Origin of the sequence: Okeania sp. SIO2B3 (assembly GCF_010672525.1) — a bacterium.
GTDB lineage: Bacteria > Cyanobacteriota > Cyanobacteriia > Cyanobacteriales > Microcoleaceae > Okeania.
This window is the reverse complement of the sequence record NZ_JAAHGH010000031.1, coordinates 22,670-37,176: the sequence shown is the minus strand read 5'-3', so window position 1 is coordinate 37,176 and position 14,507 is coordinate 22,670. Positions and strand designations below refer to the sequence as shown.

At 39.7% G+C, this 14,507-nt stretch carries 3 protein-coding genes; all 3 read right to left on the bottom strand.

All coding sequences use genetic code 11. The annotated features are described in order from the left end of the window. Positions 1-11: 11 nt before the first annotated feature. On the bottom strand, positions 12-2,591 hold the full coding sequence (locus tag F6K15_RS20135) for a condensation domain-containing protein (RefSeq protein WP_293063602.1): 2,580 nt from the start codon (positions 2,589-2,591) through the stop codon (positions 12-14). 324 nt (positions 2,592-2,915) lie between these two features. Further along, on the bottom strand, positions 2,916-13,571 hold the full coding sequence (locus F6K15_RS20130; protein WP_293063600.1) for a non-ribosomal peptide synthetase: 10,656 nt from the start codon (positions 13,569-13,571) through the stop codon (positions 2,916-2,918). A gap of 451 nt (positions 13,572-14,022) precedes the next feature. Continuing rightward, positions 14,023-14,507 (bottom strand): phosphopantetheine-binding protein (locus F6K15_RS20125; RefSeq protein WP_293063598.1); only part of this gene is annotated, 485 nt, incomplete at its 5' end.

Sequence of the window (14,507 nt, the reverse complement as noted above, 5' to 3'; positions counted from 1 at the left end):
CACTGCCTCAATTATTTTTTTGCTTTTGCTTTTTCAATGCAAGCCATCAGGTTTTCAGCTAAAATTTGAACATTTGGCTCCGTTATCATTGAGAGATGATCTCCTGGAATTTCATAAATATCTACTGTTTTAGGAGAAAAAAGACCCCATCCCAAATCAGGAGCGCTTCTATTTTTAGGACGAATAGATTCATCAAAATTATCCTTACCCGTGAGAATTTTAGCTATCAAACTATTAACTTTTGTCGTTTCTGCCGATTTTTCTTTGCAGTTAAACACACTAATTTTAATAGGAGCAACTGTCTCTGGAAAATAAGAACATAAAGCATTTCCCTTCATCACATTCAGATAACCATGAAGTTGTTTACTGCCTTTTCCAGGAGGGAAAAAACTAATTTCTTGCAGGCGATCGTAGACATAGTTAAATTGTTCGTCCGGAGTCAGTTTTGTAAGTGCTTGATAATATGTTTCTGGCTCCCCCAACATCAAATCTGTGCCAAATAAAGTGCCGAGAAAATCACTAATTATAGTTAACCACAGAGCATTATCGTTACAATCTAAAAATGGATTTACTTGATTTTCTATAGGTTCTGGTGCAGCAACATCTATTATTGCTAATAAAGCTACTTCTTGTCCCTGTTTGTGTAACTGTTGAGCCATTTCAAAAGCAACTGTACCACCAAAGGAATGTCCTCCTAAAAGATAAGGACCTTGAGCTTGAATTGATTGTATTTCTCTAATATTGTGAGCCGCTATGTCCTCAACTCTGGTGTGAGGTTCTGATTCTCCATCCAGACCAACAGACTGTAAACCATAGAATGGTTGGTCTGAACTAAAATATTTAGCTAACTGAGAAAAATAGATGACGTTGCCTCCTCCTCCAGGGACTAAAAACAAAGGCGGCCGAGACCCACGAGGTTGAATAGGTACAAGGGAAGACCAAGAAATAGAATCTGTTGACTGACGGAGAACATCTGCAAGTTGTTCGATAGTCGGAGCTAGAAATAAGGAGACGAGGGGGAGATTTTTGCCAAAATGTTTCTCAATTTCAGCCATTAAACGCACAGCTAAAATGGAATGACCTCCAAGAGCAAAGAAATTGTCTTGAAGTCCTACTAATTTCAGGTCAAGAATTTCTGACCAAATTTGTGCCAATTTTCTTTCCACCGGATCGCGAGGTAGAACAAAACCTTCTGTTAACTGTTCTCCATCTAACTTAGGCTGTGGTTTGACTTCTGGAATTTGAGTTTCAGGAATTATACTTTTGAGAGAAAAGAGGTTTGACTCTGGCTTTTGGGCAATTTTTTCTAACACATTCAGAAAATGCTCAAGAATTTGAATAATACTGGTATTATCAAATCGATGTGTGCGATAAACCATAACTAACTCTAGTTCAGAACTAGGCATGGCAAGAATAGTTAGAGGATAGTTAGTTTGCGCCCCTAGAGCAAAGGATTGATTGAGGTTCATCTTCAGACTAGGAACTTGTTCTGCTGATGTATTAATTGGATAGTTCTCGACAACCAAAATACTCTCGTACATAGGTAAAGAACTTGATAATTCACTCCAGTTGTGAATTTGTCCTTGAGAACAATATTCATAGGATTTTTGTGGCAATTGTTCCTGCTGTATCTCTTGCAACCATTTCCAAATAGAGGCATCAGGATCTATTTTACACCGTATGGGAACAGTATTAATAAACATTCCTGCCATTGATCCAATACCAGAAATTTCAGACGGACGACCAGAAACAGAAGCACCAAAAATTACATCTAACTCCCCACTATAACAACTCAATAATAAAGCCCATACTCCTTGTAAAACAATACTTAAAGTCAGACGATTTTGTTTGACTAAAGACTGTAGTTTAGCCATAGTTGAGGCTGACAGATAAGCAGTTTGCCGACCATAGGATTGTTCTAGCACAGCACAATTATCTACCGAAACAGTTTTCCCTAATGCAGTTGGATTAGTAAATCCCTTGAGTCTGTCTTGCCAAAAAGTTTGAGCTGCTGCTAAATTCTGCTGTTGTAACCAAGTAATATATTTCCGATAAGGATGAGTCGGTTTTAATGACAAATTTTGCCCCTGACTCAATTCTTCGTAGCACTGCTGCACTTCCTGCATAATTATTCCTAAAGACCATCCATCCAAGAGAATGTGATGAAATGTCCAGACAAACTGATAAGTATCGTCACCAACTTGAAAAAGAGCTAAACTCATAATCGGTACTTGAGTAAGATTAAACCCCTGCTGACGTTTTGTCTGGATATAGTCGGTTAATTTTTCTTTTTGATGAGAGGGTGAAAATTCTCGCCAGTCTTCTGTTTCCAGTGGAATTTTCACTGTCTGTAGAACAAATTGAGCAGGTTGGTCTTGATTTTTCCAAACAAAACCAGTTCTCAGAATTGAGTGTCTCTCTATGATTATTTTCCAGGCTTTTTCCCAAGCTATTAGGTTGAAATTTCCCTGTAAACTCAGAACGGTTTGTTCAATATGTATTCCTGACCCAGGAGAGGCAAGAGTCTCAAAGAGAATACCCTGTTGTGAAGGAGAAAGAGGATAAATTGCTTCAATTTTTTTTGTGTTCATTGTTTAGATTTTTAATTAAGGTTTGCTGAATAAAGTATGAGTGCTAGGGATAGGAGTCAACCCACCCCTAACCCCTCCTGGGAGGGGAAGTTAGAAGTTAGTCCAGTAGGGTGTGTTAGCGACAGCGTAACGCACCGAAACTCTATTGTCAGTGTGTAATTCCTGATAATGATATCTATTGTCAGTGCGTAATATCATGTTCGGTTGAATAGTTATGATTAGGGTATAGATGGAAGAGAAATCTCAAGCCCTTGAGATTGCTTCCTTCCACTGCGTTCCAGTCGCAATGACTTTATAGTTAGTGTTTAACCGAACATAATATAATTACTCCCCTAATTCTATTTCTGCTAAAATCTGGTCTAGTTTTTCTTGAGTTAAATCTAGATCGGAAAAATCTGAAGGAGTATACCCTCCGGTATTTGGAGATTGACAGTGGCTAATCAATGCCTGTAAATTTTCTATATACTTTTGTGCAAGAGTTTCAATTGTAGAACGCTTATGGATATAACTACTGTAAATCCAATTAATTCCTAACTGACCCTCTACTACCAATCCAGTTACATCTAATATATAGGAACGAATGCCTTGAGAATTTTGGATTAAACCCGTTGACTCAGAGGCAAACTGCCAACTTTCTTCTTGAGACTGGTCTTGGTTAAATTGACCCAAGTAATTAAAACTAACTTCTGCTTGAGGAATATCTGTTAATTGGCGACGAATTTCGCTGTCTGTACTCAGATAACGTAAAATTCCATACCCAATGCCACGATTAGGAATGGCTCGCAATTGTTCTTTGATGGATTTTAGACTTTCCCCAGGATCGTTGTTTGCGGACTGTTGTAATCTTGCGGGAAAAATACTGGTAAACCAACCTACTGTGCGTGATAAATCTACATCCACAAACAGTTCTTCTCGCCCATGTCCTTCTAAATCGATAATAATATTTGATTCTCCTGTCCACTCAGTTAAGCATTGTACTAAAGCAGTCAAGAGTACATCATTAATCTGAGTATTATAAGCAGAGGGAACTTCCTGCAACAGCGCAGTTGTCTGTTCTACACTGAGTTTTACAGATACATAGTTGGTACTGCCTACAATATTCTTGGGTTTGCCATCAGTATAATCTACGGGTAAGTGAGTTTTACTTGACTCAGAGTGGTGCAACCAATAATCTAATTCTTCTAGCGGTGCTTCTGAACGACCGTAGTCTAAAAGACGCATCGACCAATCTTGAAAAGCTGTAGTTTTCGGGGGTAGTTGTATCTGTTCTCCTTTCTCCAATTGTTCATAAGCTGAAAATAGGTCTGCCAGCAAAATTCGCCATGAGACACCATCCACAGCTAGGTGATGAATGACTAATAGTAAACGAGCTTCTGTTTGATTTAATTGATATAAAACTACTCGCACCAGAGGACCGTGGGAGAGATTCAGACTTTGTTGTTGCTCGGCGATCGCTGCCTCTAAAACACTTGTTTGTTCTATTGGCGACACCTCGGATAAATCTACAAGATGGAAAATAGTATTATCATCTTGTGCCTCATTAATTTGTTGCCAAGTTGTATCTTTCATCAAAAATCGCATCCGTAAAGCATCATGGTGAGTTAATAATTTATCTACAGCTATAGATAATAATTCTGGCTGAAGATTCGCAGACACTTTCAGGAGAAAAGATTGATTATAATGGTGAGATTGAGGTAGATTTTGGGCAAAAAACCAATGTTGAATGGGAGTTATAGGTACTTCTCCAGTAACTAAACCTTGTTGAGCAGAAATTTTAGTTGTCGAACCAGCTACAGTTGCTAATTTAGCGATCGTCTGACATTCCAAGACTTGTTTAACAGTAATTGAAATATCTGCTTCTTGAGCGCGAGCGACTACTTGAATGCTAATAATAGAATCCCCTCCTAGCTCAAAGAAATTATCGTGGATACCAACTTTTTGGAGATTAAGAATATCTTGCCAAATTGAAGCTAAAGTTTTTTCTATTGTATTGCTGGGAGCCACAAATTCTTCTGTCTGCATCAAATTTCGGTCTGGTTGCGGTAAAGCTTTGCGGTCTACTTTACCATTAGGAGTCAGAGGTATAGCATCTAACCTGACAAAAGCTGATGGCACCATATAATCTGGTACTTGCTCTTGTAAAAATTGACGCATTTCTTGGGAATTGAAAGTTAGATCCTCACTAACAATATAAGCCACCAGTTGTTTTTTACCGATTTCATATTCTTGGGCAACGACAACCACTTGTTTGACTAGAGGATGTTGAGCCAATGTTGCTTCAATTTCTCCTGTTTCAATGCGGAAACCCCGAATCTTCACTTGATGATCGATGCGACCTAAAAATTCAATATTCCCATCTGGTAAATAACGTGCTAAGTCTCCCGTCCTATAGAGGCGAGCATTTGGTTGCTGACTAAATAAATGAGGAATGAATTTTTCTTGAGTGAGTGTAGGGCGATTCAGATAACCCCTGGCCACACCACCACCACCAATGTACAACTCTCCAGGAACGCCCACTGGCATTAGCTGACTGTTCCGATCTAACACATAAGCTTGCATATTGTCAATGGGGCGACCAATGACACTGCCTTTGTTCTCCTGAAGTTTTGCCAAAGTAATAGGGTAGTGGGTGACGTGTACTGTTGTTTCCGTAATCCCATACATATTAACTAACTGGGGTGAAAGATCCCCGTGGCTTTCAAACCAGGGTTGCAGACTGTGAAAGTCTAAAGCTTCTCCGCCAAATATGACCAGTCGCAATGAAAGATTACTTGACTTAATCAAATTTTGCTCAATATAAATCAGTTGCTCAAAAGCAGAAGGTGTTTGGTTGAGTATGGTGACTTTTTCTTGGCAAAGTAACTCATAGAAAGCATCAGGGGAACGGCTAATCCAGTAAGGTACGATAACTAATCGTCCACCATACAATAATGGTCCCCAGATTTCCCAAACGGAGAAATCAAAAGCGAAGGAGTGGAACAGAGTCCAGACATCTTGAGAATTAAATGAACACCAACTTTCCGTTGCCGAAAATAGATGAGTAACATTTTCATGTTGAATCATTACCCCTTTAGGTTGACCTGTGGAGCCAGAGGTATAAATGATATAGGATAGATGATGGGGTTGTACGTTACTATGAAGATTAGCTGGATTATTTTGAGCAATTTCCGACCAAGCGGCATCTAAACAAATTATTTGTGCCTCGTGACTTGGTAATTTTTCTACTAATTTTTGTTGCGTCAGGAGTACTGGCACAGCAGCATCAGCAATCATGTATGCAATGCGTTCTACCGGATAGTTGGGGTCTATGGGAACATAGCCTCCTCCAGCTTTGAGAATACCAAGAATGCCAATCAGCATTTCTAATGACCGCTCTACACAAAGGCCAACTGGCATATCTGATTGAACACCAAGGGTTTGCAGATAACAAGCTAGTTGATTTGCTTTACTATTTAACTCAAAGTAAGTTAGCTTTTGTTCCTCAAATACTACTGCTATTGCATCGGGAGTTCGTTCCACTTGTTCCTCAAATAACTGATGGATGCACTTAGAATCATTTGAAGGATTTATTGTTGTTTGATTCCATTCTACCAACAACTGCTGTTGCTCTGCTTCTGTTAACAGCGGTAATTGAGCTAACTCCACATCTGGGGTCGTTACCATTGCTGTCAACAAAGTTTTGAGATGGCCTAACATCCGCTCAATAGTATCAGTTGCAAAACGACTGGTATCATAACTAATCTTCAACAGTAAATCTGCATTCATTACTACTGATGTTACTGTTAGGGGGTAGTGAGTTTCTGTAAAAGGTTCTAATCCTGTTATCTGTAGAGGAGAATTAGACTGTACTCCAGAGCTATCTATGGGATAGTTTTCAAAAGCTAAAATGCTATCAAATAGAGCAACTCCAGCGGGAATGTCACTCAACCGTTGAATTTCAACTAAGGGAGTGTAAGAATATTCTTGTAACTCTAACTGTTTTTGGTTTAACTGCTGTAACCAGGCGATCAGTTTTGTCTGTGCTGGTACTTGCACCCGTAGTGGCAAGGTATTGATAAACATTCCTACCATATTTTCTACTCCCACCAAATTGGCTGGACGACCAGAAACAGTTAACCCAAAAAGGACATCTGATGTGTTACTATAGCGACTGAGTAATAAAGCCCAAGCTCCTTGCACTAGAGTGGCCATTGTCAGACGATTCTGCCGAGCTAATGATTGGAGGAGTTGAGTAGTTGTTGTGCCTAGACTCAGTTTTTGTTCTTTGTAAGATGAAGATTGTTGTGATAAACTCTGTCTGGGCGATCGCTCTACTGCTAATGGTGTAGCTTCTGTAAACCCTCGCAAACTTTCTCGCCAAAACTCTTCTGCATTCTTGGAGTTTTGTTGCTGTAGCCAAGCAATATAATCTTGATAGGGGCGCACAGGGGGTAAATTAATACTCTGAGCTTGGTTATCAGATTGGTAGTAGCTGAGAAAATCTTTAAAAATTATCGGCCAGCACCAACCATCTATTATGGTATGGTTTATGCTCCAGAGCAACTTATAATTGAGATTGCTCAACCGAATGAATGTAAATCGCATTAGAGGTGGCAGATCCAGTTGAAAGCCTTGCTGACGGTCTGCTTTCAATAACATTTCCAGGTTTTGCTCTTGCTCTGTGGAGGGTAGGTTTTGCCAATCTAGATAGCTCCAAGGCAACTCAACCTGTTTTTGCACTACCTGCAAAGGTTGTCGAATACCTTGCCAAACAAACAAAGTACGCAAAACTCCATGTCGCTGCACTACTTGTTGCCAAGCTTGTTTGAATGCTTCTACATTCACTTCTCCAGAAAACCCGATTAACATTTGCTCGATGTACACTCCTGTATCGGGAGCATAAAGAGTGTGAAATAGTATCCCCTTTTGCCCTGGAGAAAGGGAGTAGATCGATTCAATATTCTTGCTGTTAATTTTGGCAACTATCTTGTCAAGCTCTGGTTGAGTCAGATCGACTGCTGAAAAGTCGGAAGGGGTAAATCCTCCCGTGAGGGAAGACTGACAGTGAACAATTATATTTTGCAGAGCCTCTGTATACTTTTCTAGCAGATTAGTAATAGTTGCATCTTGATGAATGGAATTATTGTAAGTCCAGATAATTTGTAACTCACCTTCGACAATTAAAGCATTAATATCTAATAAATGGGCACGATTTCCTTGAGGACTTTGATTTGCTCCTGCCGACTCTTCTGTTCCTTGCCAACTCAACTGTTGGAATCGATCGTTATTAAACTGCCCCAGATAGTTAAAACTAATTTCAGGGTGGGGTAATGCTGCTAACTGAGTGCGGATTTTTTCATCCTGACTCATGTACCGCAAAATACCATAGCCAATGCCGCGATCGGGAATCCTTCTTAATTGTTCTTTGACTGATTTGAGTGCTTCTCCTATATCTGCTGATGAAAGTTGCAGTTGCACTGGAAATATACTGGTAAACCAACCTACTGTCCGAGATAAATCTACCTCTGGAAACAACTCTTCTCGTCCGTGTCCCTCTAAGTTGATCGACACTGTTTTAGTTCCCATCCAGTCGGCTAAACTTATAACTAAGGCAGTAAGTAATACATCATTGATTTGAGTATTGTAAGTTGAGGGAACTTCCTGTAGTAAAGCTGTTGTTTGCTCTTTAGTTAATGATTTGCTAATATTAACTGCATTGCCTACAATGTTATCTGCCTTTTTGTCTGCATTATCTACAGGTAAGGAAACTACATTATCCCAAGGTTGATTTAACCAATAATCAAGTTGTGCTTGGAGTTCCTGAGATTGTCCGTACTCCAGCAAACGAACCGCCCAGTCTTGAAACGCTGTTGTTTTTCCTGGCAGTTGTACGGTTTGTTTCTGCTCCAGTTGTTGGTATACCTCAAATAAGTCTTCCAACAAAATGCGCCACGAAACACCATCGACTGCTAAATGATGAACGATAATTAGTAAACGTCCTGGAGTTTGGCTACCCAACTTAAACAATATTACTTTAATTAAAGGACCATTGTTGAGGTCTAAACTTGCCTGTTGTTCTATTGCGGTTTGCCCTAACAGGTTGAATTGTTCTGGCGTTGATAGTTTTGATAAGTCTACCACCTGAAATGGAATACTTTCAGGTTTACCATAATTGATTTGCTGCCAAGATTTGGAGGTTTTATGGAAGCGCAGACGCAAAACATCGTGATGCTCTAGAATTTTTCCTACTGCTGTTGATAGTAGCTCGGGATCGAGTTGGGGTGAAACTGACAACATGAAAGATTGGTTGAAGTGGTGCATTTCAGCAAGATTTTGCTCAAAAAACCAATGCTGAATAGGAATTAGAGGTATTTCTCCTGTGACTAAACCCTGTTGATGTTGAACAATATCGATCGTACCTGCTACTGCTGCTTGTTCGGCGATGGTTTGATTTTGGAATAGCTGTTTGGTTGTCAGTTTTATTCCGGCTTTTTGAGCCAGAGCTACTATTTGAATGCTAATAATTGAGTCTCCACCTATTTCAAAGAAATTGTCATGAATACCTATCTGTTCTAACCCTAATACCTGTTGCCAAATCTGAGCTAAAGATTCTTGAGTAGGAGTCTGAGGTGCGACAAAATCTGTGGAGATGGTACTGGTGTTATCTTGTGCTGGCAATGCTTTGCGGTCGATTTTGCCATTGGGAGTCAGTGGTAGTTGTGCCAAGACTACAAATGCAGAAGGCACCATATAATCTGGCAACCTCTGTTCCAGATATTCTCTCCATTCTGGTATGAGTTGTTTCACAGTCTGAGTCTGCAAGGGATTATTGCCGTAACGATGCCAGTTAGTTTCTGCGATCAATTGTTGAGTTAATGGTGTTAACACTATTGCTTCTGCTGCTAACTCATCGCGCACGAACACTGCATCAAAATCTCCTATTTTACCCTCGGGCGACCAACATAACTCTAGTTTATACCCCAGTTTAGTGCTTAGTTGATGTAGTTGTTCCGGATCTACTGTCTCAATTTGCTGTTGGTGTAATTTTTGTCTAAACTGTTGCACGTTCAGTTTTAAATCTGGTTGTGAGAGTAATTCTACTGTACTCATGTCAGCAGCTACCCTACTATTAACTAGACTACTAAAACAGATCGATTCTGGTTGCTTTTCTCTCAGATATGTCTCAATTTCCCCTGTTGACATACCAGTTTTTTCCGAGATTTGTGTAGCGATCGCCGATTTATTTTGCGATTGAATGTGTAAGAACACACTATAGCGATATTTATTAAGTTCATTAAGTTCACTGCCTCTCTGTAAACGTATTTGTACATGAGTAATTTCTGGATATTTCTCTTTGAGGGCGACAAAAAATTCCGGCGATACAAACAATTCATTTTCCTGCTGGATAAGTCTGTCTATGCGTTCTTTTAGTTGGTTCGCTGACAGAGATGGGGTAGCTTTATAGAGTTCCACTGAACTATGAAATGCTTTCATTAGTGGCAGACTACGAATATCTGCGAGTACAATTACTCCACCAGACTTAACTACCCGAATGCTGTTTTCTATAACTTCCAACAGATAATCTGTACTGGGGAAATACTGAACAATAGAACTCAGAAGCACTACATCAAAGCTATTGTCACTAACATCTGCCATATCTTGTGCTTCTTTCTGAGCCAGAGTTACATGAGCATATTTATCTGGATGTTGTGCTATTTGTTTTTGAATATACTCCAGAGACACATTAGAAATATCTGTACCATAATAAACTTCCGCGTGGGGTGCAATTTGGAATAGTAGCATTCCGGTGCCGCATCCTACTTCCCATACCCTCTGAGGTTTGTTGGCTAATACTTGGCTGACAATATCTTTAGCCCAAACTCGCATTTGAACTTCTGGTATGGGTTGGTTATCATAGTGGCTTAACCAACCTTCGCTATTAAACAGAGGATCGGTGATTTGAGTAAGTTGAGAGTAGACTTGCTGGTTGAATATTTCTTGCCAACTTTTAAGTTGAGTATCTGATAATTCTAGGTTAGCAGTAGTAGTTTCGTTTTCCGGCACTATATATGCTACTAAACGTTTGTCCCCAGGGTTGTCTTCCCTAGCTACGACTACTGTTTCTTTAACCGTGGGATTTTGACTGAGAGTCGCTTCAACTTCCCCTATTTCAATACGGAATCCACGAATTTTTACTTGCTGGTCAATGCGACCGAGAAATTCGATATTTCCATCAGATAAATAACGTACTAAATCTCCTGTCTTATATAATTTTGTAACTTTTGAGCGATCGAAGGGATTAGAAATAAATTTAGCTGTTGTGAGTTCGGGGCGATTATAGTAGCCTGTTGCTAGTCCATCTCCAGCAATATGTAGTTCTCCTGGCACTCCTACAGGTACTGGTTGTAAACATGAATCTAGAATATATACTTGGGTATTAGATATGGGTTTACCGATAGGAGGTGATAATTTACTAAGTGGATCGGGAGATACCCATACCGAAGTAGTAACAACTGTATTCTCTGTCGGGCCGTAGTTATTAACTACACGAAAAGGTAAGGAAGCAGGTGGACGATGATGAAGCTTATCCCCACCTGTTAACACAGTTCTCAATGGGATGTTTGCCGGCCATTCCAGGACATACAAGTTTTCTAATAGAGGGGTTGGTACGAAACTAATACTGATTTTTTCTGAAATTAGCCAATCTCTAAGTTCTTCTGCTGAAAGACGAGTTTCAGAGTCGATCAAGTGTAAACTAGCACCAGCACTTAAGTAAGGCCAGATTTCCCATACAGAAGCATCAAAACCTACTCCAGCTATTTGAGATGCTCTATCTGATGGAGATACTTCAAAAGTACGTTGATGCCAGAAAACTAGATTTAATAATCCTTGATGGGGAATGGTTACTCCCTTTGGTTGACCTGTAGAACCTGAAGTATAAATGACGTAAGCAAACCGATCGACTGTTACCAGAGTTCCTAAATTTTCAGTGCTTTCTTGACTAATCATTTCCCAATCTGTATCTAGACAAATGACAGATTCTATGGTATCTGGCAAATAATTTAGCCATTGTTGTTGAGTTAGCAATACAGACAGTTGTGCGTCTTCAATCATATAATTGAGGCGCAATTGTGGATAACTTGGATCTAATGGCACATAAGCTCCTCCGGCTTTGAGTATGGAGAGTATACCGATTATCATCTCCACCGAACGCTCGACACAGATACCCACTAGCACTTCTGGGCCTACGCCCAACTTTTGCAAATAATGAGCTAGTTTGTTAGCTTTCCTATTCAACTGAGAATAAGTGAGCTTTTCTGCTCCAAATGCTACTGCTACTGCATCGGGCGTTGTTTCTACAATGCTCTCAAATAATTCATGGATACATTTTTCCGATGAGTAATCTGTTTTTGTATTATTCCATTCTACCAACAACTGTTGCTGCTCTGTCTGACTCATCAAAGGCAGTTTCCCAATAGGTAACTCTGGGTTCTCCACTGCTGCCGATAACAAGTTTTGATAATGTGACAACATTCGGTTAATAGTTTCCGCCTCAAATAAATCTCTATTGTAAGCACATAATCCTTTGATTTCTTCTCCCTCTACCCACAGGTGTAATTCCAAATCCAACCGCACAGTCATTTCTCCCCCTGTTCCTTGATACCAACTCACGTCTAAATTCGGTAAGCTAAAGGATGGCTTTCCTACTCCAGACTGCTGCACAGCAAATGATACCTGAAATAGAGGATTTTTCGAGAGAGAACGTTCTGGTTGTAACTCTTCTACCAGTTTCTCAAAAGGCAAGTCTTGGTGAGCATAAGCTTCTAAAGCTGTCTGCCGCACTCTTTTGATAACTTCTATAAAACTTGGTTCTCCCTCCAAGTCTGTATACATAACTAGGGAGTTAACAAAAAAACCGATTAACCCTTCTATTTCACTGCGGTTACGGTTCGCAATGGGTGAACCTACTGCTATTTTTTCTTGACCACTATACCGATGTAGTAATACTTTGAACCCTGCTAAGAGGGTCATAAATAGAGTTACACCCTGCTGTTGAGTCAGTTGTTTTAATTTTGAGGTTAGTGATGGTGATAAATTTATTGGTAAACCTGCTCCTTTGAAGCTTTCCACTGCGGGACGAGGATAGTCTGTGGGTAGTTGCAGTTGAGGTATTTCTTTGAGCTTTTGTTTCCAGTAGTCTATTTGTGTTTCCAGAGTCTGACCTTGTAAATAATTCCGCTGCCAGACCGCAAAATCAGCATATTGTATGGGGAGTTGTGACAGAGGGGATGGTTTTTTAGTTACTGCTGAAGTGTAATTAGCTGATAGTTCAGATGTCAATACATTCAGAGACCAACCGTCAGAGGCGATGTGATGTAATGTAATTAAGAGTACGTGTTCGGTAGCTCCTAGTTGAAATAGTCTTGCCCTTATAGGTGGTTCTACTTCAATATTGAATGGTTGCTCAATTTCTTGTTGAAGTAAAGGTTGTATTTGTGCAATTTGTTGAGAAGGGGTTAACTCACTGAGGTCTTGTAATGGTAGTAAAAGTGCAAAAGGAGGTCTAATTACTTGTACTGCTTTATCCTTGATAGAACTAAAAGTAGTTCTGAGAGTTTCATGGCGAGCAATGATTTGATCGAGACTTTGTTGTAAAGCAATTTTGTCTAATTTACCCACTAAATGTAGAGTTAAAGGCATATTGTAGGCATTACCACTTAACCCGGTTTTTTCGATAAACCACAGTCTTTGTTGAGCAAATGACAATGGTAATTCTTGTTCTCTTGATACAGGTTTAATAGATGTTACTGTTTTCCGACTAACCTGTTTGAGAAAATCAATAATCTCTGGCTTTTTCTCCTTAATTTGTTGTAGTAATTCAGGAGTCATTGTCCCTTGAGGTGCAGTGTAACGTAAACGTTCACCTTCCAGCCACAATTTGATTTGAAGATTACGAAGTTCAGTTAAAAAAGTTTGTATATTGCTATTTTCTTGATTCATTTTTACCTTTAATAATTGAATTGTTTATTGATCTAGTTTTTCGAGGTCATATCTAAGGAGTCAACCCACCCCTCGCCCCTCCTGGGAGGGGGAGGGGTGGGTTAGTTATATCATGTCCGGTAGCATCGGAGCGTGTATAAAATTAAGGTGACACTCTTGAGAAAACCTCCTGCCTCCTGCCTCCTGCCTCCTGCCTTCCTTCCACCAAAGTCTAATTATTCAACCGGACATGATATTATTTATTTATAACTGTTCAACCGGACATGATATTACCTCTTTAGGTTATCAAAATCATAAGGGTCTAAAACCCCGCCTTAAAAGGCGAATTTTTTTTGAATCCTTGCTCAAATACCCGTTACAAAAATCACTTCTGACTGTCTTGAGTGTGTCTTACATTCTGAGGGAACCTCAGAATTACACACTCGCTTCTGACTTCTGACTTCTGACTTCATTAAATTTCTCCTGATTCTAAAATATCGCGATCGCCTGAAACTGTAGCCGAATCTGCCCAAATCATATTATCAATGATGTTGGATAATTCTTGAATAGTAGGTGACTCAAACAAATTTATCAAAGGAAATTCGACTTCAAAAGTATCACAAATTCGAGACACAATTTGAGTCGCGATCAAGGAATCTCCCAAATCAAAGAAGTTGTCATGTATACCTACCTTTTCTAGATCCAGAATTTGTACCCATATATGTGCTAATTCCTTTTGCGTTGCTGTTTCCGGAGCCACAAAATCTTGTGACAGACTGCCAAAATCGATTACTGGCAATGCCTTACGGTCAACTTTACCATTAGCAGTTAAAGGTAAATCCTCAAGCAAAACATAAGTAAGCGGAACCATATATTCTGGCAACTTCTGCTTCAGGTAAGACCGTAATTTTTGTGCTGGCAATACCCGCAGCTGACTACTACCATTCTCCTGATTTT

Excerpts from the sequence above, each read along its gene's own strand:
- F6K15_RS20130 (WP_293063600.1), bottom strand. The coding sequence starts at position 13,571 with ATGAATCAAGAAAATAGCAATATACAAACTTTTTTAACTGAACTTCGT.
- F6K15_RS20135 (WP_293063602.1), bottom strand. The coding sequence starts at position 2,591 with ATGAACACAAAAAAAATTGAAGCAATTTATCCTCTTTCTCCTTCACAA.